Below are 24,494 nucleotides of genomic sequence, written 5' to 3' on the forward strand. Positions count from 1 at the left end.
CATTATGTGCGGAGAGCAGATGGAAGTGTCCAGTCTAACTATTCGGCGGTGACTCGCCCGCTCGAATCGATCTGTAATACCGGTGCATTCGGAAAACTCATGAGAATCTCGTACGCTTCGTCGTCACTAAGTCCGGTGTGATTGGCGGTGCTCAGATAAGGATGAAGGATGAGGCGGTTCGTTTTCTGAGTGATCCATGCCCGAAAACGACCGCCTCAACGGTTGTTTAGACGAGATTAACTTAGAGTTTGTTGAACAAGAAGCGACACCGCGATTGCTGATGAAGCTCAGTATTCAACTGCACCTCGCTGGACTCTCGCTTTCAAATACTGTCTCTGTTCTTGAGGTATTCGGTGTCAAACGCGCTCGATCTACTGTTCACAATTGGGTTCACAAGGCCGATCTACAGCCCGAATCTGGCCGGGGTCCGGATCACGTTGCGGTTGACGAGACCGTGATCCGACTGAACGATGAGTAGTATTGGCTGTACGCCGCAATCGATCTAGAGACAAACGAACTACACCATACAACGCTTGAACCGACAACAACGAAGGTTCTCGCTCATTCGTTTCTTACGGAACTCTCCGAGAAACACGACGTCTCTGACGCCGTGTTTCTCGTCGATAGGTCGCACTCGTCACAAGATGCATGTCAGCGCCACGGCTTCGATTTCAGATACGAAAAACATGGAAATCGGAATGCTGTTGAACCTGTCTTTCGAGAGATAAGACGGCGAACACTCTGCTTCTCGAACTGCTTTAGCAATGCCGAAGCAGAAACTGCCGACGACTGGCTTAGATCGTTCAGCTTCGCATGGAATCAGCTTATCTGAACACTACCACCTAATGCGCAGACGTGTCTGGGGTGCGGGACAGGATCGCTATGTTCGTTAACGAATTCAAAATCGGTCTTCGCCAACTGAGTGCGAAAAATGCCGATTCAGTAGGATCAGAGTGTGAATCTTGGTCCTTCAAGATCGCGTGCGAAGAAATGGGTTGGGGCAGATTCGAACTGCCGACTTCCTCGCTCGCTCCGCTCGCAACCGCCGAATGGAGGTCTCTCGACCCGGTTCTGTGAATCAACCCACGGCGTTCCGCAAGATAACCATGTCCGAACGCCGAACCCAAATGAAGCCCGAACGTGCCGTGAATCGATTCCTCTCCGAAATGAAGCCGGAGTGGGCTGAATCAACGTACTATAATTACAGCTCGTCGCTCTCTCGATTCCTCGAGTTTTGCGAAGAAGATGAACTCGATAACGTCTGCGAGATCGACGGCTTCCATATCTCGGATTTCAAATCCACACGTCGGAAAGATGAAATCAGCGAGATGACTCTCTACAACGAACTCAATTCCCTTCGATCGTTCCTGAAATGGTGCAACGCAATGGGACTCATTGAGTCGTGGGTCGTCGAGGATATGGTCCTCAATGAACCGGACGATAAGGTTCGTTCCGACAAGCTGGACGCTGAGGAAGCGGAGATGATCCGCAACTACCTGAATCAGTTCGAGTACGCCACTCTCCGTCACGCACTGTTCGCAATTCTATGGGACACTGGAATCCGACTGGGAACCGCTCGGTCCCTTGACGTAGACGACTACCATCCCGAAGAAAAATACATTGAGGTGCAGCATCGTCCCGATCAGGGAACCCCGCTGAAAAACGAACATGAAGCCGATCGGGAGATCAACCTACATACCTGGGCGTGCGAGATTCTTGACGACTACCTCCAAATGCACCACGAAGGAGCTACTGACGATCACGACCGAGAACCCCTATTAGGTTCCCGTCATGGTCGGATGACACTCTCTAACCTTCGGATGCATATCCGCCGTCTCACTCGTCCGTGCCACTACACCGGGGATTGTCCCCATGGACGAGATCAAAACGAGTGCGAAGCTGCTATCGATTATCGCGCTGCCTCTCAGTGTCCTGGTTCCGTCAGTCCACATCCAATCCGACGTGGTGCCATTACCCACTGGCTTAATGAAGGGCATCGGAAGGAGCTTATCAGCGAACGGATGAACGTCGGAGTGAAAACCCTCGATGAACACTACGACGCTCGAACCGAGTCTGAGAAACGGAATCTCCGGCGAGAAATGTTCGAGATGGAATAAGAGGGAGAAACCAAGCTACAAACAGGTCTCGGTGATTTACTCCGGGGGTTCGACCACCGGAAACTGTCTTCTATCTCTTTGATTCTTCCGCGATTATCTCGACATAGTCACACGAATTTCGGTATCTATTTCCGTTTGAAAGCCGTCTATAGAATGAAGACAAATTCTCGCGGGACTCTCCATTGACCAGTCGTGGCTATCGTGTTCCTCTTGACTGTCTCAACGCATTGAAGTGGGGACCAACTTACCGTTGAGAGAACTCTACCACTAATCCAGATTATGACGACGGATTCAATCTCACACAGCGACAGCTATGATGAACAGACAGTTGCTCCGAATGGAGTGACAACTGATGAAGCCCGTGATCGGCTCGAAGATACGCTATTCTCGGCACTCAAAGACGAAGAGGATTCACTCATTCATGCGCCGACCTCGCTCGGTAAGACCCATCAAATCGCAACGACACGATGGCGAGACTATGACGAAATCACCGATGGTAAGCCGGTCATCCATATCCACCAGACAACGAAAGCGCGGAAAGACGCTGTCCAGAAAAGTCGAGCGGAACCCGGTGTGGAATATCGTGTACTACGTGGTCGGACTGACGCGTGCCCTGTAGCCGCGGGAGACTACGACAACGAATTGACCGCTCCAAATGGTCGCACTCCCTCAGAGTGGTTCGACTGGATGTGCAATGTACGGAACATCTCCTTTCACGAGGCACACAAGCAGTTGACGCAACGACGCGATCTACCTTGTGGGGAGTATTGCGACGCTGTCACTCAGTGGTGGGACATTTCAGACGGCGATGACGAACCCGAGTACGATGTACTGCACACTACAGCGAACTTCGCTCACGTTGACGACCTCATTGAGGAGGCGAATGTCATCTTTGACGAGCGCCCAGAGTACGGACTTACGTTCTCCGACCATGAACGGATACAGTTCCAACGAGCGACGACAAACTTGCTGAAACATCGCTCAGACGGCGAGTATGCAATGATCGATCTCAGGTATGCCGTAATTCGTGACGAGCCAGAGTTGCAGGCAGAACTCAGAGAATATTTCGAGGACGAGGTCACAGAGGGGTGGCTATTCCGACGAGAAGAAACGCATCGGCTTGCACCGGCTATCGGGCGTGCCATCCTTGACTCGGAGGAAGTCTGTGCGGGACGCTACCACGGACAGGATGGACGCGTTGAGGTTGTAATGAGTGGTCTGGACGGTGAAATCCGACACGTCCAGCACACTCCTGATCTCTCCCAAGCCCGCCGTGTCATCGGTCTTGATGCATTCCCGTCAGAAACCCGTTGGGAGATAAATACTGTCGGTGGCCTCTCACAAAAAATTGTCTTGTCGCCTGCCGAACGGAACTGGTGGCGACGAAACGAACGTGGATTGGTCGTCAAGCAGATTGGGGAAGCAACTCGCTCTTACACGCAAGACTGGAAGGGGGCTGGCGAGACGAAATGTCGTTCACTCATTCAAAAAGTTCGTGAAATTCACGGTGAAGCGTTCCGGTCGTGTATTACGCCGAACAGCATTGAGCAGGACGTTCGCCAGATGATGGTTGACGCCGACGTTGAGGAGCCAACGACGATGCACTACGGTGAACAAAAAAGCCGCAATGATTTCTCGAATGAAGAGGTCGGCTTGCTTGTCGGATGCATCGATCCCGGTGACGAGAACATCCTTGATCTGCTCGCCCTCTGCGAAGTGGTCGCGAAACCAAGGCGAATGGTGACGGAGTCAGGGGAACAAAAACGAGCACCGGGTCGTGACTTTGTTGGCCCGGACGCAGAGGTAGCAAGAGAGATCTTGGCTTCAGTCCGGGAGAACAATCTGGCACAAGCTGCTGGCAGGTATGCACGGAATCCTGACGATCGTAACTCTGGAGCCACAGTGTACGTTTGGTCGGATGCACTCCCGAGGATGCTTGTTGACGAAGAGATCGGGACAGAGTACCGCTCGGCTACTGCTAAGCAAGCAGGGTTCGTACAAGTGCTGGAAGAGAACCCGTCAGGAGTTACTGCGAAGCTCATCGCCACTGAAACAGATAGCGACAAGTCCTACGTTATCAGCTGGCTCGAAGAAATGGAACAGCAGAACAATATCACGAAGTCTGTAGGGACTGGGTATCAAGGAGCTACTGAATGGAAGTGGTGTGGTGGAGACCTCGAGAGGTCTGTTGTGTTCGATTCGTGAGGTCGTTGGGTTCTCCACATTATGAACTACTATGTGGGTCACCCTACGACCTACCGGAGTTATCCACCGATGAGTTGGAACGCATTGAGGGCGGGATTCGTCTCCGCAGGAGACTCCCGAACATGGAATGGGATAATCCGTTGAAGTCGTTGATCGAACGTTCCGGCTCATTAAGTGATCGGGAACTATTCAGTAGGAGCGAAGTGTCCCATTATTTCTTTTCTGAGAGGAACTCTTCGCCTCCATGCATTGTTCCGTTGGGAGAGTAGCAAGCAACTCATGTAGCACACTCGTTCTGGGATGACTCCTCGATGGAATATGTCGGAAGCCTTTGAGAGGAATGTAGGGCAGTATTGCGGGCATCCATGCTCCCCGTTTCATCTTTCTCAAGTCCCGTAAATTTCGGTGGCTCTGGCAAGTGGTGATCGTCCCCAATACTGCCTCTATGAAATCCGCTTTAACCCCTGCAAAAAAGATGGCCCACTAACTCAATCGCTTGCTCGTACTTCGTAGCGAGTCGCTTTTTTCAGGCGGTACTTATTTCGAGTCCATGTTGGGATTAGCTCCACCGTGGAGGAGCGACTGTTGAACTTGGAAGCGAAATTCTGTCGCTGAGCATCTTGGATCCAGTCATAGTCACTGGCGTCTAATGAGATGCCTTCCCTGTCGGCCATTCGCTGTGCCAGATCTTCCTGCGATGCGAGTCGGAAGGCAGTGTTGTTGTCATCCCCCGGGATTTGGGCAATGAGCATTGAGTTACCGCCAGGGAAACGTCGAAGGTAGTTGTCCTCTCGACAGAGTTTGTTCAGCGTTCGGGTAGTCGTCGCATCAGACAGTGCGTCATTCAACTCTGAACACGCGAAGGTCTGGTCCGGGAAGTTCTTCTCGATCGCCTCGAGGAGTTCTTTGCGTCTCGTCGTAAGGTTCGTCCAATTCGTGAATTCGGTCATTGTTGGCTGCCGACCATTTGAGTCCCGTGAACCACTTTCACCGAATTCGTAGCACCGAAGTGACTGTCGCACATAGTGCCACTCGACCCGGTGCAGGGGACTCTCCCTGTCGGCGGGTAGGGAATTTGCGGTAACTCTCCCTGCATACATCGTCCAGCCTCCAAGCAAGCCGATGTATGCGGGGTGCCTCTACACCTCGTTAGCTGGCAGTCCATTTTCCTGTTCTAACAGACCATTATGGACGAAGGTATATAAATCTGTCCGGAGGTAGCCGACTAATACAGACTCCATATTGGGCCTGTCGGCCACTATTTCGTCACGTATGTGGTGGCAGATCTCCTATGGCCAATTTTGGAGGCCAGATTGTCTGCAGACTCAGTCATCTTTGCATCCTCGAAAGAGGTTGACTCTCCTTGAATAGTAAAACGGCGCCTGTAGGGCCTATTGGCGAGGAATAGTTTTATTAGCGAGGGTGCACAGTGTCTGTTATGGGAAAGATAGACGGGAACTCTTATCCGGATATTAGCCCGGAAACAGCCGAGGATATTGCAGACAAACTCGTCAATACGTTCGGAGGGGAGCCGTCGAGCGAAAATGCATTCGCTCAGGAGATAGGGCATAAATCGGCTGATAGTGGGGCATATCGAGGAAAGATCGCTGATGTTCGGAGGTACGGTCTTCTTCCAAGTAGAGGGCTTGAGCCTACTGAACTTGCTCATCGAGTAGCAAACCCGAGAGATGATACCGAAAGGGACCAAGCCCTTTATGATATGATGAGCCATATCGATATACTGCAGCGTCTGGAGAACCACCTGAATGGACAGACACCTTCGGGCGACTTCTGGCGGATATTGACTGAAATAACAGATGCTTCTCCCAAGGACGCACGAGAAAAGTCAGATGAAATAAAGAAGTTATACAAAAGATTACTAAGATATAAAGAGAGCGCTGAATCGAATACAGTCAGTTCCAACAACAGGATGGAACAGGATACAGGAACCTCAAATGCAAGTAGCAATGCGGAGATCTTGGTCAAAATTTCTGGAGATGAACTCCAACTGAGTGAAATTACCGAAACAAATCTTAAAATGGCCAAGGTTTTCGTGGAATCGAAAAAGAATGAGCTTGTAGGAGATGATTCAGATCAAGAAGATCAAGATGAAGGGCCTAAACAGGCTAAACTGGGATAACAATAGAAGGAATAGAGACTACTTGCCGAAACAGGCCTAATGTGGTATAAGATGACGAAAACCCTGACTTTCAGCCAAAAATTTCACATGCAAAGTTACCAAATATGCGCTCAAGTACACTGGTCAATGTTCTAACCAGGTATTCCACTTCATTGAGTCGGTAGTTCTCATCCCTTCAATGCGCTTCTTCACTGGATGTCTCCACTGCTTCTCGGAGTATTGTGTCGAGTTCCGGGCAATGATCGCGGAATATCTCTACATCGGTCGTTAACTCCTCCTCGATCTTACGTCGTACTCGAGAGACAGCCTGATAGCGGAGATCGTCGTCAACGTTTTCCTTCCCCTCAATGAGTTCCTGTTTCTCGGTAGACCTTCCAGACGAAAAGTAAGAGTACGGGAAAATTTTGCTGGTTGACGCGCATTATAGATTGTAGCGCATCTACTTATTTGGCAACGGGACGCCGTACTGCGATTCCACACAGAATTGGGAAGCGACTTCGTGAATTGCTGGAGGGGTGCAACGCCAATACGCCGCCCTCTGGTGGTTTACTACTTCACGCGAGGGAACCGAGCGGATGGGTTGGGGCAGATTCGAACTGCCGACTTCCTCCGTGTGAAGGAGGTATCATAACCGGACTAGATCACCAACCCGCACGAGGTGCTTCCCGTGCGTTCGACTTAAGACTTCCTTTCACCGATCGCCGTCGGTCCCACTCGAGCGGCCCGCGGCTCCCCGGGTACGTCCCCAGCCGAACGCGTCACGTCCACTGCTCGAGGGCGCCAATAACAGTCGTTGTGAATGCGGCCGATCTATTCACCAGAAGATTTGAATCTGTCGGGGTAGTTTTCTATCGATTCCCGCGGCGGGAGGCGGCCAATCGCGCGGGCGAGATCGCCATCGGTCCGGTGGATGGCGGCGTAGAGTGCCTGCGGGAGGTTCACCCTCTCAGGGTAGGGTCACCGGGGACCAGCGGGGCAGCGCCCCAGTCGCCTTCCTCGAGATAGTACGACTCGGGAAGCTGGCCTGCTTCGGAGACTCGGACCACGTCGTCGTTCTCGTCGAGGTCGCCGGGGAACCAGTCGGTATCGACGAACGCACCGCGGGTGAAGTGGTAGAGTTCCGTTTGTTCTCGCCAGATTCGTCGCTCATTCGTCGCAGACAGCCTCTCGAAGCTCCTCGTACAGAGCAGGGTGGTTTTCCTTCAGAATCTCTGCATCGGTCTCCAACTCGCTGATTCGTTGTCGCACGCGAGAAGCGGACTCGTACCGCTTGCTGTCGGCAACATCCGCGTCACCGCTGATGCGCTCTCGGTCGGTTTTTGTCATAATCGCTGTAACTCCCATACCGCCATTCGATGGTGGCAGACAACATAGACATTAGGTTATGTCGCCATAGTGGTTAGCTCATACCACTACATTAGCTTATAACTTAATTTTTATTGTCACGGAGATATATCTCTCTGGTAGGAAGCGCGGGACGCCGGTCAGAAGTTGGCCGGAGCGTGTTTGGACCACGCCCGACCGCGCTTCGCCAAGGAGACGAAGCATGAAGGAATCCGACCCCAATGCACGAAAACGTACCGACCCGCGCCCCGCCTATATCGAGTTGGGCGACGACACCGACGGTGCATTCCACGTTTACCGGACGACCGACGAGACGATCCACGTCGTCCAGGATCGCCAGCGCGTCCAGAAGGTCGTTCTGAACGGCCGCTCGGTCGATGAGTACGTGAGGTTCGTCCGCGACGAAGTTGAGGGATGCGACTGGGAAGCCCGTCGCTACGTGGCTGACGACGAAGACCCGTTCGCCGCGTTCGTTGACCAGATCGTGGACGCACCCGAGGTGGCGGCTTGATGCAGCGTCGTCAGTTCCTCGCCGCGGCCGCCGCACTTGCCGCGCTCCCGCAGGCCGCGACCGCTGACACGGGTCGCGCCGAGGAGATCGTCGAAGACAGGAGTGTCACCGACGACGGGACGTACTCGGTCACGGACTGCGGCTCCGTTCCGGGCGGGCTGAACAACGTCCACGTCACCGCGGACATGAACGATGGCCCGCTCGAAGTCGAAGGCGTCCACGAGGAGAACGGCTGGAGTGGCGTTGACCTCCGATGGTCATCCGGCCCCATCGAGGTCGGCACGGGTCTTGACCCCGACGACGCCCGCGACCTCGCCGCTCGGCTGGTGGTCGCCGCCGATGCAGCCGAAGGGGACCTCGGCGGGGGTGACGCCTGATGCAGCGCCACGAGTTCCTGCAAGCGGCCGCTGCGGTGGCTGGAAGCTGCCACTGATGTGCCCGACGGTGAGATCGCTGCCCAGCAGAATCGCCTGCTGAAACTGGCGGATCGCGATGACGCCGAGCGGTGGGCCTACGAGACGACGCGCAACCTCGCACACATCCAGTCGGGACTGGGAAACGCCGAACTCGACGCCCTGTGTGAGGTGCCCAGCGGCATCGTCGAGACCGACTCCGTCAGTCGCGGTGGCGTCCCGCTCAGCTTCGAGGTCAGTACCAACGACGACGAGTCCGTCGGGACGCCCATACATCTTTCCGCGGAACAGGCCGAGGCCCTACCGTCGACCCCCGGTCAGACTAGTGTAATAGCTCAGATAAGAACGGCGAAACAGCGGAGTGAGAAACCCGAACGATGACAGGCGAATCGGCGGCTAAAAATCACACGTCTCTATGAATAAATAAATCGAGTTCACAACAACAGATAACGCGCTTTTCACCCGGTAACACTCCCGTTAGCGAGAGTATAACTGGTTCAGGGGCGTACCAGATAACGTAATGCAACTACAACTGCGATTCGCGGATCGGAATCGATTCCATCAGCCGACCGACGGAGACGCCACCGCCTCGCGATCGGAGGTGAGCGACTGATGGCGTTCGAGAGCGGGCTCGCTGCGATAGTCCTGCTCGTCGGTCGACTGCTCTTCGGTGGCCTGCTGGTCTACCAGGGGCTGAATCACTTCGTGGCGACGGACACGATGGCCGGCTACGCGGAGGCAAAGGGCGTTCCCGCGCCCAGGTTCGGCGTCGTCGCGTCGGGCGTGATGCTCGTTCTCGGAGGCCTCGGCATCGTACTCGGCGTCTACCCCGTCATCGCCGCGGGGATGCTCGCGGTGTTTTTCGTCCTCGTGACGCCGTTCATGCACGACTTCTGGGCAGTCCCCGAGGACCAGCAACAAGACGAACTGATCCACTTCATGAAGAACGTCGAACTGCTGGGCACCGCCCTGCTCGTGTTCGTCCTCGCCGGCGAGCCCTGGGGCTACGCGCTGAATATCGGCCTGTAACGAGCGCAGATCGTACACGTCGAGCCCCCGGAACCGACGCGCGATAGCCGTCCACTAGCGGAGCGTGTGTTCGCCACGCGCTGGGCCGTCTCGAGTCGCACACTCCTAGTTTGCTAATAATCGGGGGCCTCTTCCGGTTCCCCGTCGCGAGCGTTGACGACGCGGGCGAACGTGAACAGGCCGTCAGAGAGCCGATTGAGGTACTGGACCGCGTCCTCGTTGATCCGCTCCTCGGCTGCGAGCGCGACCGCACGGCGTTCGGCGCGCCGACAGACGGTACGGGCGTGGTGTAGCGCCGCGCCGTGTTCGCTGCCGGTCGGCAGGATAAAGGAGGTCAGCGGTTCGAGTTCCTCGTCGTACGCGTCGATCCAGTCCTCGACGGTCTCGACGTGGGCGGGGCGGATCGCGGGGTCGTCCTCGTCGGGGTCGGGGTTCGCGAAATCCGCCTGCACGACGTGGAGGTGGTTTTGGATGGTGGACAGTCGGTCGTTGATGTCGTCGTGATCGGTGGGTCGAATCGTCCCGAGCAAGGCGTTGAGTTCGTCGACGGTCCCGTAGGCTTCGATGCGGGCGCTCGCCTTCGAGACGCGAGTCATGTCCCGGAGGTCGGTCTCCCCGTCGTCGCCGCGGCCGGTGTAAATCGACATGGCTTGATCGACGGCCGGACTCCACTTAACTTCCCTGTCACCTGCGACGCCGTGACGGGCGGTCGTCCCGACGCCCCGGTCGTCGCCGTCGGAACCAGTACGTTAAACTCGCTTCGCTCGCTACCGTCGGCTATGGCTCTGGAACTCGAGCACGAGTGTCCGAACTGCGGGGGCGAAAAGACGTTCTATCGCGCCGCCAGTACGACGCTGCACCTCGGCGAGAAGGTCAAGTGGCACTGTCCGGACTGCGACTACGGGTTCGTCCGCATCGGCGACAACGGCACCGCCGTCGACTCGAGTACGGCATAACTCGTCGGGGGCGGCGATTCGACGCGGTCGGAATCACGGCATGGAGACGACGCGCGCTGATTAAAGCGAGAGATTGATCGTTTTCGTCTGCTGATAGTGGTCGAGCGTGTCGGCACTGAGTTCGCGGCCGATTCCGGACTGTTTGTAGCCGCCGAACGGGAGGCCGGGGGCAAGGTCGTGATAGCTGTTGACCCAGATGTACCCCGCTTCGATATCCCGTGCGGCCTCGTTCGCTCGCGCGAGATCGTCCGTGATCACGCCGCCGGCGAGTCCGTAGTCGACGTCGTTTGCCAACTCGATCATCGTCTCGTAGTCGTCCCAGCGGAACACCTCGAGCACCGGGCCGAAAATCTCCTCTTGGACGGCATCGTGATCGTGATCGAGTCCCTCGATGAGGGTCGGTTCGACGTAACAGCCCTCGGACAGGACCTCGTCGTCGGGGCGATCGCCACCGGCGAGGAACTCCCCGCCAGCGTCCCGCGCCGCGTCGAGGTAGTCGATGGTTCGATCGACTTGCTCGCGAGACACCTTCGGACCGAGATCCGTTTCGTCGCGTAACGGGTCCCCGATTTCCATCCCATCGATTGCCTGGACGAGGCCTTCGAGGACATCGTCGGCAACGTCCTCGTGAATGAACAGCCGTGATCCGGCTTCGCAACACTCGCCGGTGTTGTAGAAGATCGCGGCAGTGACCAGTTGGACGGCCGTCGAGACATCGACATCCGGGAAGACGACGACGGGGCTTTTGCCGCCGAGTTCGAGCGTCACGTCGGTGACGTTTTCGGCGGCGTTTTTCATGACCTGTTTGCCGACGGCCGTCGAGCCGGTGAACGCGACCTTCCGAACGTCGGAATGCCGGGTCAGCGGTTCGCCCGCTTCTTCACCGAACCCGGTCACGACGTTGACGACGCCGTCCGGGACGATGTCGTCGATCAATTCGGCGAGCCGCAGCGCGGAAAGCGGGGTCTGTTCGGCGGGTTTCAACACCGAACAGTTACCGGCAGCGAGTGCCGGTGCGAGCTTCCACGAGGCCATCAACAGCGGAAAGTTCCACGGGATGACCTGTCCGACGACGCCGTACGGTTCCGCGATGACCTGCCCGTACCTCGAGCCGTCGGTCATCGTCTCGCCGCCGTTCTCGCGGACGATGCCCGCGAAGTATCGGAACTGTTCCGCGGCGGAGTGGACGTCGATCGTCGCCTCCGAGATCGGTTTCCCGTTATCGAGGGTCTCTAACTGGGCGAGTTCGTCGGCGTGTGCCTCGATCGCGTCGGCGATCGCCAGCAGTACACGCTGGCGGTCCCCGGCGTCGTATCCCGACCACTCGGTTTCGAACCCGTCCCACGCGGCGGCGACTGCGCGGTCGACGTCCGCCGTTCGACCGCGGGCGACCGACGCGAGTTCCTGATTCGTCGTCGGATCGGTCGTCGCGAACGTTTCGCCACCGGCTGGCTCCGTGAACTCGCCGCCGATATACAGGGCTGTCCGTTCGGGAACGACGGCATCGGCTGCATCACGGTGGCGCTGGAGGACGTCGCTTCGGCTGTCATCGACCGAGTCTGGCTGGCTAGACATGGTCGATGGGGACACCGGGACGGCGTAAAAAGATTTGTGCTAAATAACACGATTGAAACTGATATCAGTTTACATTGGTCCCTTCTGATAGTGCCCGGTGGGACGGCTCTCAACCGCGCGTAACGTGTTCCGATTACGGGCCGCCCGGGACGCCAATCTCGAGCGGTCCGACGGCGGGGACGGTCGGTAAGCGCTGGCCGTGTCCGCGATCAGGCGTCGTCCTCGAGCGCCTGCCACGACAGCCGCGGGGTCCGGGCGGCGGTCGTCTGGTCGATCCGGCGCGCGGTGGTCCGTTCCGGCGCAGTCTCGAGGGCGTCGTCGTCCTCGCCGGCGACGGCGTTGAACGCGGCGGCGAGGCGATCGAGCGTGTCCTTGCTCTCGACTTCGGTCGGTTCGGTCATCAGCGCCTCGGGGACGATCTCGGGCCACTTCGTCGTCGGCGGGTGGACGCCGTAGTCGAGCATCCGTTTGGCCACGTCGGCGGCGTCCTGTTCGCCGGCGCTGGCGACGAACTCGTGGTGGAACGGGCCGTAGGGAACGTCGTACTCGATCCGCTCGGCGAGGTAGTTCGCGTTGAGCACTGCCGACGCGCTCGCGTCCGCGAGCCCCTCGTCACCGAGGCGGGCGATGTAGGCGAAGGCCTTGAGCAGCACCAGCCAATTGCCGTCGAACCCGTGGACCTTGCCGATGGTGTGCTCGGGATCGAAGCGCTCGTAGACCGGTTCCCCGGCCGGCGATCCCTCGGCGCGCTCGCGGACGCGGGGCGCGGGCAGGAACGGTGCGAGGTCGGAGACGACGCCGACCGGACCCGCACCCGGCCCGCCGCCCCCGTGGGGCGTCGCGAACGTCTTGTGGACGTTGTAGTGCATCACGTCGAACCCCATGTCGCCCGGTCGGGCGCGGCCGAGCAAGGCGTTGAGGTTCGCGCCGTCGTAGTAGAGCAGTCCGCCCGCCTCGTGGACCATATCGGCGATCGTCGTGATCTCACGCTCGAACAGCCCGAGCGTGTTCGGGTTGGTCAGCATGAGCGCCGCGGTGTCCTCGGAGAGGGCGGCCTCGAGCGCCTCGAGATCGACCCGGCCATCGTCGTCGCTGGGCAGCGACACGACGTCGTAGCCGCCCAGGGCGGCGCTGGCGAAGTTGGTGCCGTGGGCGCTCTCGGGGACGATGACCTCGTCCCGGTGGCCCTCGCCGTTGTGCTCGTGGTAGGCCGCGGCGACGCGAATGCCGACGAACTCGCCCGCCGCGCCCGCGGGCGGCTGGAGCGTCACGGCGTCCATCCCGCCGATTCTGCCGAGGTAGTCCTGCAGCCGATAGAGCAGTTCAAGGGTGCCCTGGACGGACTCCTCGGAGCGGTCGGGGTGGACGGCCGCCGCCGGGAGCGCGGCCACGTCTTCGGTGAACTTGGGATTGTACTTCATCGTACACGACCCCAGCGGGTAGGGACCGCTGTCGATCCCGTAGATCATCTGGGAGAGCCGCGTGTAGTGGCGGGCCAGTTCCGGCTCGGAGAGTTCGGGGAGTTCGAGGGAGTCGCGGGTGAGGGCGTCGGGAAGCGGCGAGCCGTCGGTATCGTCATCACCGCCGCCGATCTCGACGCGTGTCCGATCTTTCTCCGAGAGCAGCGGTTCGTACTCGCCGTTCTCGACGTATCGGGCCTGGTCGTACCGCGACTGTGGGGTGTTTCCGTCGTCGGAGCCGTCGGGTCGGTCGTCGCTCATCGCGTCACCTCCTCGACCGCCGCGACGAACGCATCGATCCGCTCGTCGGAGACGCCGGCGATACAGAGCTGAATCTCGTGCTCGCCGACGACGTGGACCGCGAAGCCCCGCTTCTCGAGGTCGTCCGCGACGGCTCGAGCGGGCTGGTCGACACGGGCGACGAACTCCCGGAGGTGGTGGCGATCGTGGACCGGTGCGATGACGCCGACGAGATCGTCGAGACGCGCCGCGAGATCCCGCGCCCGCCGAACGTCACGTTCCGCGAGCTCGACCAGCCCGCTCGGTCCGAGCACGGCGGCGTGCATGGCGGTTCGAAGCGCCACCCAGGCCTGATTCGTACAGATGTTACTCGTCGCACGCTCCCGGCGGATGTGCTGTTCGCGGGTCTGCAGGGTGAGGGTGAACGCCCGGCGGGCGGTCGCGTCCTCGCTGGCCCCGACCAGCCGACCGGGGACCTGGCGGAGGTAGTCGGCCCGCGTCGCGAACAGTCCCAGCCCCATCCCGTAGCTCGTCGGCAGCCCGAGTACGCTCGCGTCGCCGACGACCACGTCCGCACCGATGTCGACGGGCCGCTCGAGCAGGGAGAGGGCGACCGGATCGGAACCGAGCACGAAGAGGGCCTCGGTGTCGGCCGCGAGGTCGCCGACGGCCTCGAGGTCCTCCTCGATGGTCCCGCGAACGGTCGGGCTCTCGGCGTAGATCATGACGACGCCGTCGTCGACGAGGTCGGTGAGACCCGCGAGATCGACGGTCCCGTCCGCTACGGGGTAGGTCTCGACCGCGAGGTCGGTGCCGGCGACGTAGTTCTCGAGCGTGCTTCGCCGTTCCTCGCGCAGGAGTTCGGGAACGAGCACGCGGTGGCCCGTGGTGTCGCGGACGCGGTCGGCCAGCGTGGCGGCCTCGCCCAGGGCCGTCGCGGCGTCGTACATCGAGCAGTTCGCGACCCCGAGGCCGGTCAACTCGACCAGCAGCGACTGGTACTCGAACAGGGCCTGTAAGAACCCCTGTGAGATCTCCGGCTGGTACTGCGTGTACGACGTGAGAAACTCCGAGCGATCCGCGAGGTGGTCGACCAGCGACGGGACGTAGTAGCCGTAGTGGCCGCGGCCGAGCAGTTCCGTCACGTCGTCGTTGCGGTCCAAAATCGAGCGAACCAGTCGTCTCGTTTCCCGTTCCGTTCGCGCGTCGATGTCGAACCGGCCGTCGAATCGGACGTCGGCCGGAATGTCGAAGAGTTCGTCGACGGCCTCCGCACCGACCGCCTCGAGCATTGCCGTACGGTCCTCCTCCGTGTAGGGAGCGTAGGGACTCCCCGTGGCGTGTGATCCGTGCATGCTTACCAGTGGTCTCGAGCGAGCGATCGGTCCGTATCCACCCGGCATCGGTGACGGCGTTCGATTCGAGACACGATACTGACCCCTAGCGGGTACGGGGTAATGAACGCACTCGTTTCGGTGCTGCCCCTCAACTAACCGCCAACCGGACCGACCGCCGCAGTCCCTGCAGACGCCACACGGAGCACTATGCACCGCGGCGGCGTCGAACGGCCGCATGGTAGACGATTTCGACGACGAGTCCGGACCGAACAACGATGGGGACCCGGGCGGACGGCTGGCGGAGGACGAACGGGCGACTCGAGACGGCCCGCTCGATCGCGACGATCAGGAAATCGGCGCGGCGGCCGCGGTGGACACCGACTCGTTGCTCGGCGTCCTCCCCCACTTCTACCGCGGTGAGGTCAATCAGGCCAACAGCGCACAGGACCGGATCGATCGGACGACCGACTGGGCGATCACGCTGCTGGCCGCACTCCTGTCGATCGTCTTCTCGAGTCGCACGATGCCGGCGTTCCTGCTCTTGATCGGGATCTTCGTCCTGTCGATCTTCCTGTTCTACGAGGTTCGCCGATACCGGTTCTACGATCACTGGCGCGCCCGCGTCCGCTTCGTACAGGAGAACGTATTCGCCAACGCGCTGGAACCCACCGGCGTGGAACATCCGGCGTGGCGCGAGGAACTGAGCGACGATCTCAGAAACCCGACGTTCAAAGTCTCGAGTCGAGAGGCCGTCTCACGGCGAATCCGTCGCGTGTACGGGTTGTTATTCGCGGTGGCTGGGGTCGGCTGGGTGTTCAAAATCACGATGTTTACCCCGGAGCAGCGGTGGACCGAAGCCGCCGAACTGCCGGGGATTCCGGGCACGGTCGTGGCGGGGCTCCTCGCCCTCTTCTTCGCGAGCGTGTTCGCGATCGGACTGTGGCCGGGCGGACGCGAGGCGAAAGGCGAGATCCACGGGGTCGAGACGGGCGACTGGAAGAACGAGTGAGCTTATCCCATCCAACCCGCTCGCGAGGTCGGATGCTCTCCCGTGAATCGCGCCGAGCGATCGGCCGATCAGGGGTCGTCCGCCGGGTCGCTGTCGGATTCGGCATTGGTCGCGGGTCCGACCCCCGCTGCCGTCCCATCGTCGCGTTCTCGAGCGGAGATATCGAGGACGACCTTCACGCCGCCGAGGACGACGGGACCGATGAACAGCCCCACAGCGCCGAACGTGATGAGCCCGCCGAAGATACCGACGACGGCGATCGTCGAGTTGAACGCGCTCGTCCGGCCGATGAGCGCGGGCCGGAGATACGTATCGGAGACCATGATGAGCAGGCCGTAGAGCGTGAGTCCGATCGCGGCGACCGGCCGGTTGAGCGCGACCAGATAGATCGAGACGGGAAGCCAGACGCCGAACGAGCCGACTAGCGGGAGGAGCGTGAGCACGAAGGCCAAAACGGTGAGCAGGACGACGGCGGGAATCCCCAGCACCGCGAGTCCGACCCCGAGCAGTACGGCCTGAATCGCCGCCACGAGGACGTTACTGATGACCGACGCCTGCATGAGTTGGTCCAGTTCCGCGAACAGTTCCCGCTGGATCGCGTCGTCGATCGGGACGACCCGATACAGCCATTCGATCAGTTGCTCCCTGTCCCGTAACAGCGCAAAGCAGACGAACAGCGTGATCGTCAACCCGATCGCGATGCCGGGCAACCCGCCGACGATGTCGAGGACGCCGGTCGCCAATCCCTGTGCTCCGCTCGTGATCGCGTCCTGGTACGATTCGTACAGCCCGGTGAGATTCACCGAATACCCGCGCTCGGCGAGTGTCCGTTCGATCGTCTCGAGGTCGACGCCCCCGTTTCGGACCGCAGTCACGAGTTGCGACGTCTGCCTGAGTGCGACGGTGAGGATGTAGATGAGCGGCAGCAAAATGACGAGGATCGCGACGACGATCGTGATCGACGCGGCGATCATCGGCCGCAAGTACTCCTCGAGTCGCCGCTGAAGCGGGAGCAAGATGTACGCGAGGACGATCCCGAAGAGGACGTACTGCAAGTAGGGAAGAACGACGAGGAGCCCGAGAGCGACGCCAAGCAGCGCGAGCACGGTCAGGACGGGTTGTTCGACGATCCAGTCCGGGGGACTGGCACGATCAACCATACAGAGGCGTGTGATCGCGACAGACATTAGTCTACTGAGACTACCGATTCCCACGTGCAATCCCTGGCTGTACTCGCTTCTACTCCTGGTCTGCCACGAACGGTTGAGTAAGCCCGCTCCCCTCAAATGCTTGTGTGATGTGTAAAACAGGTATTGATCCGATGTGGGATTATACGCTACGTATCACTATCCAGCTCAAACATAATATAACCTAGATAAAGATTTATAATTAATACTGAAAACATATTATGTGCATGTCGGACCATACTCGAAGAAGGGTGCTGAAAGCGAGTGCTGGAACGGCGGCGGCAAGTGGGCTGACGGGTGTCGCAAGCGCAACGGCAGCGACGACCGGTGAGAATCACGCCAACCGATCGGATGGGGAGAGGCAAACGCCGGATCTCCACGTCCGAGATAGTCCCGATCCGAACGAACACGTAAACGTCACCGTGACCGACGAAGAGTCGGAGGCGGAGGTGTTCACCTACACGACCGAAACGCAGGACGAACAACTCGCGACGATAGCGGATATCGGTATCGACGACGCCGGAGACTACACGATAGTCGCAACGTACGGCGAGCAAAAGGCCGAGAGGCGACTGACCGTATTCGGCGACGGGTTCTCGGCCGCGGCAGGGTACCACGTCGACGTTTCGCCAAACGATGAACTCAGAGTCTCGAAACGGGTGATCTAGATGAGCGAGTACGAATTCACCGTCACGATGTCGCGATCGCTTTACGAGGCGAAGGGGACCGGGAACTTCCTCGGTAAAGTCAAAGACTATATTGAACACGCGTTCGATTCGTCGCCCCACACTGCGTTCGTGAAAGTGTACGCACCTGCTGCCAGCGATTTACCCGATCCGCCGATCGAAAACTACGTAAGCGAATGTCTGGAGACGAACTCCGACGACGATTGTATCAGAAGGCGAAAACATTATGATACGCTCTGCGGAGAGCAGAGAGCGTACACCTGGATGAACGACTGGTTCCGAGACTGGGTTCAATGTGAGAGCCCATCGTACATGCAAGCGGACGACTGTCACATCCTGTTGACGAACGAAAGCGGCGGCGGCGTCGCTGCCGATGATAATGGCGAGACCTACATCGTCGCCGAGGCGAAACACGTCGACGAGGCTCCCGATGACTATCAACGGTACAACACGGGGCGCGGACACGGTGATATGCAGACGATCATGCACGAGATCGGACACCAGATGCTCGAGTTCGATCCGGAGGCCGACGAAAAACGCGAACGGGACTACGATTTCCCCCACGGCGGGCACACGACGGGCGAAGTCACGAAAACGAACGATTCAGCCTGGTCCCAGTCGTATCATTACGTGACCCCCCTTGGCATGAACGGCCCGGACAAAACGACGAACTTCTGTAACGAAAGCTTCGATCGCCCCGGCGAACGGCGTTGGGATCTGCAGTTGGCGTCTGACTGCGGCCAGGATCGCTGGGTCGATCCCGGAGAGAACTAACCGCCGTTCCGGCGGTCCTCGCGTCGGTCGGAGACGGATCGATATCCGTAGCTATTCCACGTACCGATACTTCCGCTCGCCCATGCGGCCCCAGCCGTCGAAGACGAACTCCTCGCTGGGCGTCGTGAACTCCTCGATGTCGACGTCCATCTCGTGGTTGTGGGCGTCGTGGATCTCTTCGTAGTCGTCCCACTCCATCTCGTAGCGCTCGGCGAGCTGGGCGTCGACGTTTAGGGCGTCGATCTCTTCGGCCCAGCCCTCCCGAATCGTCTCGGCGTGGATCTCCGCCTGCGCACCGCTGCCGTAGGAGCCGACGAGGAGTTTCTTGCCGGCCAGGTCACGGTCGTTCTCGAGGGCGTGTTTGAGCGCGCTCGCGCGAGCGACGTGGACGGACCCGGTGTACCAGTTGCCGACCTCGCGGGAGATCGTCAGCGTGGGATCGATCGTCGTGTCGTACCACTCGGCGTAGCGGTCGGTGCCCTTGAGGAGGTCCATGTACTCCCGGAGGGCGTCGCGGTAGTCGTCGTCGGAGTCGAACGCCTCGGGGCGGGGCTGGCGACCGATTTCGTCGGCCAGTTCGTCCTCGACCTCGGTGTCGCGCGTGACGTGGCGGAACGCGAGCAGGGCGGCTTTCCGGACCATCCCCGGGAACGGCGTGTGGAACGGCGCGTAGACGAAGTCCTCCTCGTGGACCTCGCCGGCGACGCTCTCGAAGTCCTCGAGGGCTTCCCGCATCCGCGCGAGGTAGACCTGCACGGAGCGTTTGCCGTCGACCGACGGGAACTGCTGGTTGGGCTTGAGGAAGTCGGTCTCGTCGGCCGAGCCGTAGCCCTGTTCGGCGGAGAGTTCGACCAGGTTCGGGTCCTCGCTGATGAGCATCGCGACGGCACCGGCTCCTTGCGTCGCCTCGCCGTCGTCGCCGCGAGCGTACAGTGCCGTGTCGGTCGCGATGACCAGCGCCGAGCGGCCGCGATTCCGGCCCGCGCGGATCCAGTTGTACGCGTCGTCCAAGCTCTGGGTCCCCGCGATGCAGGCGAACTTCCGCTCGCCCTTGTTCGCGTGGTGGAAGTCGCCCTCATAGACCTGCTCGAGGCAGCCAGCGACGTACGTCGAAACCGGCTTCGAGTTATCGAACGCGCTCTCGGTCGCGACGTCGATACGACCGATATCGTCGGGCTCGAGGCCTTTGCGCTCCATCAGCCGGTGGGCGGCGTTGGCCCCCATCGTGACGATGTCCTCGTAGCTGTCGGGGAAGGAACTGGCGTTGAGGCCGAGCCCTTTCGTGTACTTTTCCGGGTCTTCGCCCTTCTCCGGGGCGAACGTGCCGGGAAGGTCGAGTTTGAGGTTCCCGGTCCAAATTTCGACGGCGTCGATGCCGACTGCAGTCATACCTCGTCAATACGGGCGATGGTACATGATATTGTCGTTCGCTGTTTCGACAACCGTCGAAAAATTATCGCCGGTGGCAAGCCGAAATCGATTGCGAGCCGGGAACTCGCGTCCTATCGCATGCGACAGCACCGCGCGTGCCTGCTGGGTGTCGTCGCCGCTATTCCGTGCGTTCTCCGCAGGACGACTCTGGAGGAGACGAACGCGAGGGTTGCGGGCAGAGAGGGAACCACGGGCGAGAGTCGCCACTGGGTCACTGCACACCTGTTCGTACGATAACCGTCCGATCAGTGTGTGAATCGTTTCGGGTGATACTATGGACAGTCACGAGACGGTCGTCTCCTGTCGGAGTCCGCGGAGCGAACCTCCGAGAGAAATCGGCCGGTGGCTACCGCGTGCCGAAAACGTGATCGACTCCGTTGACAGAACTACTCGTCTTCCTCGACGACTTCCGGATCGCTCATCGCGCTCTGGAGGCTGTCGAGGCCGTTTATCCACTCCGTAACGAGTCCGTACTCGAGGTCCTCCGCGACGCTCATATCGAGTTCCTGCTCGTCGATGATGAGGGTCCCGGCCTGTGCCGCGTACCCGAGCGCAGCGTCGAGGTCCTCTTCGGCCTCGGCATCGGCCGCGGCGCTGAGGTAGTCACCGACAGTCCCCTCGTCGGCCGGCCCGTTCGCGACGTACTCCTCGGCCGCGAAGAAGACACAGACCAGACTCGTCTGGACGCCGTCGACGAGGATCAGTTTCTCCTCGTCTTCGATATCGATCTCGCTGAGGACGATCTCGCGAACGTCGTTGATCTCCTCGAGGGTCTCCTCCTGGTCGAGTTCCCCGTCGTCGTACGCGGCGACGATCTTGGCGATCGCGATCGCCGTATCGTCCTGCAGGTTCAACAGGAGCCGGGCCGACGATTCGTCTTCCGGATCGATGTCTTCGTCTTTGATACGATCGATCCAGTTCTGCCAGCGTTCCTCCGAGTAGAACTCGGTCGGGGGATTGCTCATACAGACACCTACACCGGCCGCTTGAAATGCCTTTCTCTACACTAGCCGCCGAAAGCGAAAGTTTGGGAAAACCGGACGACAGGCCAATAGCAGCTTACAGCCGCTCATATGCCTGTTAGAGTGATCGGGGTCCCGGCGATACCCGCGATCGAGCGATCGTAATCGGTTCTTATCGGTCCTTTTCAGTCACGTTCGAGTGTCGCTTCCGTGTCGATGCTGTAGACCTGCTTTGGCGTCTCGACGTGGGCCATCCGAACGGCCTCCTCGAAGCCGTTCTCGAGGAGCCACCGGACCCGTCGAGGGACCGTCTTGGGGCCGAGTACCGCTCCCGGCCGATCGGGATCGTCGATGTAATCGGTCTCCATCAGGAACGGCTCGCCGCGCTCGGCGGCGGTTTGCAGGCGATCCTTATCTGCCATGACGCTCGGAATCGGCCCCTCGAGCCGGCCGCTCGCGTAGTGTTTGACGACGCGATGGGACGGCAGGCCGGCGTCGGTGGCCCAGTCGGCGACTTCGGTCATGTCCTCGCTGGCTTCGGCGTGCAGTTGGACGGCACAGTCCAGTTCGGCCCCGCGCTCGAACGCCCGGCGCATGACCGCGTTCGAAGCCGCCCAGACGTCGTCGTCGACCTCGTAGTGGGGCCGTCCCGATTTCAGCGCCAACGCCTCGCCCGAATCGACGTACTCGGCCGCCACGTCGATCCCGGCCTGCATGAGGTCGCGGGCCTCCTCGGGATCGAATCCACGGTCGTCGACCAGACGCGTTATCAACCCCGGATGCACGCCGAGGACGGGCCAGGCGTTCCCCTCGAGTTCGCTCGCGGCCTCGTCGACGATCTCGATCGTTCGCTCGAAGACCGGCCGGAAGTCCGCACCGGTCTCGGCCTCGACGCCGAGGTGCCAGGAGGGTTTGTTCACCACGAGCAGATGTGTGCCGCCGACGCGAGCGAAATCCCTGACGGCGTCGATGCCACGATGGGCGTCCGGATCGAGGTGGAGGTGATCGTCCATCACCGGCCGATCGTCGATCATACTCGACAGTGGGTCGGTGACACCCGAAAGTGCTCCGATCCGGCGTGGACGGGGCTCACGACACGATCGTGCTCGCGAGAGCGATTCGATAGATAAATGGTGGTCGTGTGGCGTATTACCGAGCGGATCGATACCGAACAACTACCATACCGATCCGGGTTTATCAACAATAGTTATTATGTTTCAACCGAATCAGCACGAGTGTGTTCCAGTATGAGTGATCAATTATGAGCGGAAACGGAGCAACATCTCCCGGCGAGGACCCGTCCGACCAGTTCATCGGCGGGGACAACGATGAGGGTCCTCGGGTCGAGTTCTACGGCGGCCGCGGGATGAGCGCGTTCCCGATCGCGTTTTTCATCGTGTGGGCGATCGTCCAGACCGCACTCTGGCGGATCGGCGATACGGGGGGCCTTATCGTCGGTATTCTCGTGGGACTGATCATCGGGATGTTCTTCGTACGGGGGAACTGGAAAACCTACGCCAACACCATCTTCGAGGGGATGACCCAACCCGTCGCGGTGACTGCCATCGTGGCGTGGATCTGGGCCGGCATGTTCGCCCAGTTGCTGCAGGACGGCGGCTTCGTCGGTGGCCTCGTCTGGCTGGCCGACGCCGCCGGCGTCGGCGCGACGCTGTTCCCGGCCATTACGTTCGTCCTCGCCGCTGTCTTCACGACGGGGATCGGGACGGGATACGGTTCGAGCGTCGCCTTCGTCGGCCTGTTCTTCCCGGCCGGCGTATTACTCGGTGCGAACCCGGTCCTCCTGTTCGGGGCGATCCTTTCGGGGGCAATCTTCGGCGACAACCTCGCACCGGTCAGTGACACGACGATCGTCAGCGCCGTCACGCAGGATGCCGATATCGGCGGCGTCGTCGCCTCGCGGTTCAAGTACGTCATCGTCGCCGCCGTCGTCGCCTTCGCCGGCTACATCGTCGCCGGCAGCGCGATGGACGGCCTCGAGATCAGCGGCGAAGCCCAAACGGTCTTCCTCGAGAGCAGCGAGGCCATCGGCCTCGTCCACGTGATCCCGATGCTCGCGGTGATCGGCGCGGCGGTCGCGGGCCGTCACATCGTCGAGGCGATTTCGTGGGGGATCGTCATCGCCATCGCGTTCAACCTCATCTTCGGGCTGGCGTCCCTCGGTGACATCGTCATGTTCAACGCACCCAGCGACGCACCGTTTGCCGGTCCGATGGAGTCCCTTCCGGTCCTCACGATCGTCGACTCGGCCGACGCTGTCGGGGTCACCGGGAGTCTGATGAGCGGGGTGTCCGGGTTCTTCGAACTCTCCATTCTCGTTCTCCTGATCATCGGTGCGGCCCAGATCATGATCCGCGGCGGTGCCTTCGAGGTGCTGTTGAATTGGTCGCTCGAGAACCTCGCGACCAACGTCCGCAACGCCGAACTCACGATGGTCGCGACCGCGGCGCTGATCAACTCGATCATCACGATCAATACGGCCGCCGAAGTCGCGATCGGCCCCTACATCTCGAAGATCGGCGAACGCTTCAATCTGAACGGCTACCGGCGAGCGAACATCCTCGACGGTCAGACCGCCGCCATGGGCTACATCTTCCCGTGGTCCGGCGGCGTCCTCGCCGGGTACGGCGCGATGCAGAACCTTCCCGGAGAGTACGAATGGCTCGACCAGTCGATGCTCGTCACGCCGATCGATGTCGTTCCGTTCGTCTTTCAGGGCTGGCTGCTGGTCGCGGTCTTCGTCATCGCCGCACTGACCGGCTTCGGCCGTGAGTACATTACCGATCGCGAGACCGAGGAGGTGGCGCGCGTATGAGCGTCTTCGACAAATACCTCACGGGCTGGCGTCTCCGGACGTCCCGACCGTCGTTCGAAGTGGGACGCGAAGTCGATATCTTCATCGCGGAGTCGAACGGCACGTCGGGTCGCGCGTACATCGGCGACACCGAACTCGTCGTCGAGGGTGCCGGTCCGGAAACGATCGAAAAACAAGTCCGTGTTCGGGTGACCGAATTCGACGAAACAACCGCGAGCGGTCGCGGCGAGTTCGTCGAAGTCGTCGGCGAGAGTTCCTACGCTGAATAACGATCCGGACCGAGCG

23 protein-coding genes, 1 tRNA gene and 1 pseudogene are annotated in these 24,494 nt (G+C 60.1%); 14 read left to right on the top strand and 11 right to left on the bottom strand.

What is annotated here, in order from left to right; all coding sequences use genetic code 11:
* Positions 1–196: 196 nt before the first annotated feature.
* The 3 genes and pseudogenes from ALTAJ2_RS18715 to ALTAJ2_RS11275 all read left to right on the top strand — a co-directional run bounded on the left by ALTAJ2_RS18715 (position 197) and on the right by ALTAJ2_RS11275 (position 4,322).
* A pseudogene (locus ALTAJ2_RS18715) lies at positions 197–832 on the top strand (IS6 family transposase).
* Positions 833–1,073: 241 nt separating this feature from the next.
* Entirely contained in the window at positions 1,074–2,117 is a 1,044-nt protein-coding gene (locus tag ALTAJ2_RS11270) for a tyrosine-type recombinase/integrase (RefSeq protein WP_239647730.1), read from the top strand.
* Between the two features lie 279 nt (positions 2,118–2,396).
* Positions 2,397–4,322 (top strand): hypothetical protein, encoded by a 1,926-nt coding sequence (locus ALTAJ2_RS11275; RefSeq protein WP_049900424.1) that lies wholly within the window; start codon positions 2,397–2,399, stop codon positions 4,320–4,322.
* Positions 4,323–4,810: 488 nt separating this feature from the next.
* On the opposite strand, the gene ALTAJ2_RS11280 is transcribed toward ALTAJ2_RS11275, so the two are convergent.
* The gene (locus tag ALTAJ2_RS11280) at positions 4,811–5,272 is read right to left on the bottom strand and encodes a hypothetical protein (RefSeq protein ID WP_007109537.1); all 462 of its coding nucleotides are present in this window, start codon (positions 5,270–5,272) and stop codon (positions 4,811–4,813) included.
* A 488-nt stretch (positions 5,273–5,760) separates the two neighbouring features.
* Here ALTAJ2_RS11280 and ALTAJ2_RS19190 point away from each other — a divergent pair, with 488 nt between their 5' ends.
* On the top strand, positions 5,761–6,462 hold the full coding sequence (locus ALTAJ2_RS19190; RefSeq protein WP_144240241.1) for a hypothetical protein: 702 nt from the start codon (positions 5,761–5,763) through the stop codon (positions 6,460–6,462).
* 576 nt (positions 6,463–7,038) lie between these two features.
* On the opposite strand, the gene ALTAJ2_RS11285 is transcribed toward ALTAJ2_RS19190, so the two are convergent.
* Together ALTAJ2_RS11285 and ALTAJ2_RS11290 are read right to left on the bottom strand one after the other, a co-directional pair.
* Positions 7,039–7,113, bottom strand: a tRNA-Val gene (locus ALTAJ2_RS11285).
* A gap of 495 nt (positions 7,114–7,608) precedes the next feature.
* Complete coding sequence (locus ALTAJ2_RS11290; RefSeq protein WP_007109538.1) at positions 7,609–7,806, bottom strand: hypothetical protein; 198 nt, start codon at positions 7,804–7,806, stop codon at positions 7,609–7,611.
* Between the two features lie 202 nt (positions 7,807–8,008).
* Here ALTAJ2_RS11290 and ALTAJ2_RS11295 point away from each other — a divergent pair, with 202 nt between their 5' ends.
* From ALTAJ2_RS11295 to ALTAJ2_RS11310, 4 genes are all read left to right on the top strand, one after another.
* Positions 8,009–8,317 carry a hypothetical protein gene (locus ALTAJ2_RS11295; protein ID WP_007109539.1) on the top strand — a complete coding sequence of 103 codons (309 nt, stop codon included), beginning with the start codon at positions 8,009–8,011 and terminating at the stop codon, positions 8,315–8,317.
* Positions 8,317–8,694, top strand: coding sequence for a hypothetical protein (locus ALTAJ2_RS11300; RefSeq protein ID WP_007109540.1), 378 nt, complete (start codon positions 8,317–8,319; stop codon positions 8,692–8,694). The genes ALTAJ2_RS11295 and ALTAJ2_RS11300 overlap by 1 nt, the downstream gene beginning before the upstream one ends.
* Before the next feature lie 57 nt (positions 8,695–8,751).
* Positions 8,752–9,111, top strand: coding sequence for a hypothetical protein (locus ALTAJ2_RS11305; protein ID WP_007109541.1), 360 nt, complete (start codon positions 8,752–8,754; stop codon positions 9,109–9,111).
* A 231-nt stretch (positions 9,112–9,342) separates the two neighbouring features.
* Positions 9,343–9,759, top strand: a complete 417-nt coding sequence (locus ALTAJ2_RS11310; protein WP_007109542.1) for a DoxX family protein — start codon at positions 9,343–9,345, stop codon at positions 9,757–9,759.
* A gap of 113 nt (positions 9,760–9,872) precedes the next feature.
* Here the strand turns inward: ALTAJ2_RS11310 and ALTAJ2_RS11315 are convergent, their stop codons facing one another.
* Positions 9,873–10,406, bottom strand: coding sequence for a cob(I)yrinic acid a,c-diamide adenosyltransferase (locus ALTAJ2_RS11315; protein ID WP_007109543.1), 534 nt, complete (start codon positions 10,404–10,406; stop codon positions 9,873–9,875).
* Positions 10,407–10,538: 132 nt separating this feature from the next.
* Here ALTAJ2_RS11315 and ALTAJ2_RS19730 point away from each other — a divergent pair, with 132 nt between their 5' ends.
* Positions 10,539–10,715: a DUF7838 family putative zinc beta-ribbon protein gene (locus ALTAJ2_RS19730; protein WP_006186796.1), complete on the top strand. Its 177-nt coding sequence runs from the start codon at positions 10,539–10,541 to the stop codon at positions 10,713–10,715.
* 60 nt (positions 10,716–10,775) lie between these two features.
* On the opposite strand, the gene ALTAJ2_RS11320 is transcribed toward ALTAJ2_RS19730, so the two are convergent.
* From ALTAJ2_RS11320 to gcvPA, 3 genes are all read right to left on the bottom strand, one after another.
* Positions 10,776–12,290, bottom strand: coding sequence for an aldehyde dehydrogenase family protein (locus ALTAJ2_RS11320; protein WP_007109545.1), 1,515 nt, complete (start codon positions 12,288–12,290; stop codon positions 10,776–10,778).
* A 209-nt stretch (positions 12,291–12,499) separates the two neighbouring features.
* Entirely contained in the window at positions 12,500–14,011 is a 1,512-nt protein-coding gene (gene gcvPB, locus ALTAJ2_RS11325; protein ID WP_007109546.1) for an aminomethyl-transferring glycine dehydrogenase subunit GcvPB, read from the bottom strand.
* The gene (gene gcvPA, locus ALTAJ2_RS11330) at positions 14,008–15,345 is read right to left on the bottom strand and encodes an aminomethyl-transferring glycine dehydrogenase subunit GcvPA (RefSeq protein ID WP_007109547.1); all 1,338 of its coding nucleotides are present in this window, start codon (positions 15,343–15,345) and stop codon (positions 14,008–14,010) included. Before gcvPA ends, gcvPB begins: the two co-directional genes overlap by 4 nt.
* Positions 15,346–15,562: 217 nt before the next feature.
* Between gcvPA and ALTAJ2_RS11335 the strand changes: the two genes are divergently transcribed.
* A complete protein-coding gene (locus tag ALTAJ2_RS11335) occupies positions 15,563–16,336 on the top strand; it encodes a DUF2270 domain-containing protein (RefSeq protein WP_007109548.1) in 774 nt (257 codons plus the stop codon).
* Positions 16,337–16,404: 68 nt separating this feature from the next.
* On the opposite strand, the gene ALTAJ2_RS11340 is transcribed toward ALTAJ2_RS11335, so the two are convergent.
* A complete protein-coding gene (locus ALTAJ2_RS11340) occupies positions 16,405–17,496 on the bottom strand; it encodes an AI-2E family transporter (protein ID WP_007109549.1) in 1,092 nt (363 codons plus the stop codon).
* Positions 17,497–17,750: 254 nt separating this feature from the next.
* Between ALTAJ2_RS11340 and ALTAJ2_RS11345 the strand changes: the two genes are divergently transcribed.
* Both ALTAJ2_RS11345 and ALTAJ2_RS11350 read left to right on the top strand, forming a co-directional pair.
* Positions 17,751–18,191 (top strand): immunoglobulin domain-containing protein, encoded by a 441-nt coding sequence (locus tag ALTAJ2_RS11345; protein WP_239647731.1) that lies wholly within the window; start codon positions 17,751–17,753, stop codon positions 18,189–18,191.
* Positions 18,192–18,983 carry a hypothetical protein gene (locus ALTAJ2_RS11350; RefSeq protein WP_007109551.1) on the top strand — a complete coding sequence of 264 codons (792 nt, stop codon included), beginning with the start codon at positions 18,192–18,194 and terminating at the stop codon, positions 18,981–18,983.
* A gap of 51 nt (positions 18,984–19,034) precedes the next feature.
* Here the strand turns inward: ALTAJ2_RS11350 and hmgB are convergent, their stop codons facing one another.
* The 3 genes from hmgB to ALTAJ2_RS11365 all read right to left on the bottom strand — a co-directional run bounded on the left by hmgB (position 19,035) and on the right by ALTAJ2_RS11365 (position 22,410).
* Positions 19,035–20,372 carry a hydroxymethylglutaryl-CoA synthase gene (gene hmgB, locus ALTAJ2_RS11355; RefSeq protein WP_007109552.1) on the bottom strand — a complete coding sequence of 446 codons (1,338 nt, stop codon included), beginning with the start codon at positions 20,370–20,372 and terminating at the stop codon, positions 19,035–19,037.
* Between the two features lie 428 nt (positions 20,373–20,800).
* Entirely contained in the window at positions 20,801–21,379 is a 579-nt protein-coding gene (locus ALTAJ2_RS11360; protein WP_006186805.1) for a DUF2150 family protein, read from the bottom strand.
* A gap of 182 nt (positions 21,380–21,561) precedes the next feature.
* Complete coding sequence (locus ALTAJ2_RS11365; protein WP_007109553.1) at positions 21,562–22,410, bottom strand: TatD family hydrolase; 849 nt, start codon at positions 22,408–22,410, stop codon at positions 21,562–21,564.
* A 227-nt stretch (positions 22,411–22,637) separates the two neighbouring features.
* Here ALTAJ2_RS11365 and ALTAJ2_RS11370 point away from each other — a divergent pair, with 227 nt between their 5' ends.
* Entirely contained in the window at positions 22,638–24,209 is a 1,572-nt protein-coding gene (locus ALTAJ2_RS11370; RefSeq protein WP_007109554.1) for a Na+/H+ antiporter NhaC family protein, read from the top strand.
* Positions 24,206–24,478 carry a DUF7513 family protein gene (locus ALTAJ2_RS11375; RefSeq protein ID WP_007109555.1) on the top strand — a complete coding sequence of 91 codons (273 nt, stop codon included), beginning with the start codon at positions 24,206–24,208 and terminating at the stop codon, positions 24,476–24,478. Before ALTAJ2_RS11370 ends, ALTAJ2_RS11375 begins: the two co-directional genes overlap by 4 nt.
* Positions 24,479–24,494: the final 16 nt, after the last annotated feature.

It is taken from the genome of Natrinema altunense, from assembly GCF_000731985.1.
In the GTDB taxonomy this organism is placed as follows: Archaea; Halobacteriota; Halobacteria; order Halobacteriales; family Natrialbaceae; genus Natrinema; species Natrinema altunense.

What these genes read in the sequence shown, in the direction of transcription:
- ALTAJ2_RS19190 (WP_144240241.1), top strand. Translation starts at nt 5,761, where the DNA reads ATGGGAAAGATAGACGGGAACTCTTATCCGGATATTAGCCCGGAAACA.
- ALTAJ2_RS11340 (WP_007109549.1), bottom strand. Translation starts at nt 17,496, where the DNA reads ATGGTTGATCGTGCCAGTCCCCCGGACTGGATCGTCGAACAACCCGTC.
- ALTAJ2_RS11345 (WP_239647731.1), top strand. Translation starts at nt 17,751, where the DNA reads ATGTCGGACCATACTCGAAGAAGGGTGCTGAAAGCGAGTGCTGGAACG.
- ALTAJ2_RS11310 (WP_007109542.1), top strand. Translation starts at nt 9,343, where the DNA reads ATGGCGTTCGAGAGCGGGCTCGCTGCGATAGTCCTGCTCGTCGGTCGA.
- ALTAJ2_RS11300 (WP_007109540.1), top strand. Translation starts at nt 8,317, where the DNA reads ATGCAGCGTCGTCAGTTCCTCGCCGCGGCCGCCGCACTTGCCGCGCTC.
- ALTAJ2_RS11290 (WP_007109538.1), bottom strand. Translation starts at nt 7,806, where the DNA reads ATGGGAGTTACAGCGATTATGACAAAAACCGACCGAGAGCGCATCAGC.
- ALTAJ2_RS11360 (WP_006186805.1), bottom strand. Translation starts at nt 21,379, where the DNA reads ATGAGCAATCCCCCGACCGAGTTCTACTCGGAGGAACGCTGGCAGAAC.
- ALTAJ2_RS11320 (WP_007109545.1), bottom strand. Translation starts at nt 12,290, where the DNA reads ATGTCTAGCCAGCCAGACTCGGTCGATGACAGCCGAAGCGACGTCCTC.
- ALTAJ2_RS11280 (WP_007109537.1), bottom strand. Translation starts at nt 5,272, where the DNA reads ATGACCGAATTCACGAATTGGACGAACCTTACGACGAGACGCAAAGAA.
- hmgB (WP_007109552.1), bottom strand. Translation starts at nt 20,372, where the DNA reads ATGACTGCAGTCGGCATCGACGCCGTCGAAATTTGGACCGGGAACCTC.
- ALTAJ2_RS11335 (WP_007109548.1), top strand. Translation starts at nt 15,563, where the DNA reads ATGGTAGACGATTTCGACGACGAGTCCGGACCGAACAACGATGGGGAC.
- ALTAJ2_RS11295 (WP_007109539.1), top strand. Translation starts at nt 8,009, where the DNA reads ATGAAGGAATCCGACCCCAATGCACGAAAACGTACCGACCCGCGCCCC.
- ALTAJ2_RS11370 (WP_007109554.1), top strand. Translation starts at nt 22,638, where the DNA reads ATGAGCGGAAACGGAGCAACATCTCCCGGCGAGGACCCGTCCGACCAG.
- ALTAJ2_RS11275 (WP_049900424.1), top strand. Translation starts at nt 2,397, where the DNA reads ATGACGACGGATTCAATCTCACACAGCGACAGCTATGATGAACAGACA.
- ALTAJ2_RS11375 (WP_007109555.1), top strand. Translation starts at nt 24,206, where the DNA reads ATGAGCGTCTTCGACAAATACCTCACGGGCTGGCGTCTCCGGACGTCC.
- ALTAJ2_RS11315 (WP_007109543.1), bottom strand. Translation starts at nt 10,406, where the DNA reads ATGTCGATTTACACCGGCCGCGGCGACGACGGGGAGACCGACCTCCGG.
- ALTAJ2_RS11365 (WP_007109553.1), bottom strand. Translation starts at nt 22,410, where the DNA reads ATGATCGACGATCGGCCGGTGATGGACGATCACCTCCACCTCGATCCG.
- gcvPB (WP_007109546.1), bottom strand. Translation starts at nt 14,011, where the DNA reads ATGAGCGACGACCGACCCGACGGCTCCGACGACGGAAACACCCCACAG.
- ALTAJ2_RS19730 (WP_006186796.1), top strand. Translation starts at nt 10,539, where the DNA reads ATGGCTCTGGAACTCGAGCACGAGTGTCCGAACTGCGGGGGCGAAAAG.
- ALTAJ2_RS11350 (WP_007109551.1), top strand. Translation starts at nt 18,192, where the DNA reads ATGAGCGAGTACGAATTCACCGTCACGATGTCGCGATCGCTTTACGAG.
- gcvPA (WP_007109547.1), bottom strand. Translation starts at nt 15,345, where the DNA reads ATGCACGGATCACACGCCACGGGGAGTCCCTACGCTCCCTACACGGAG.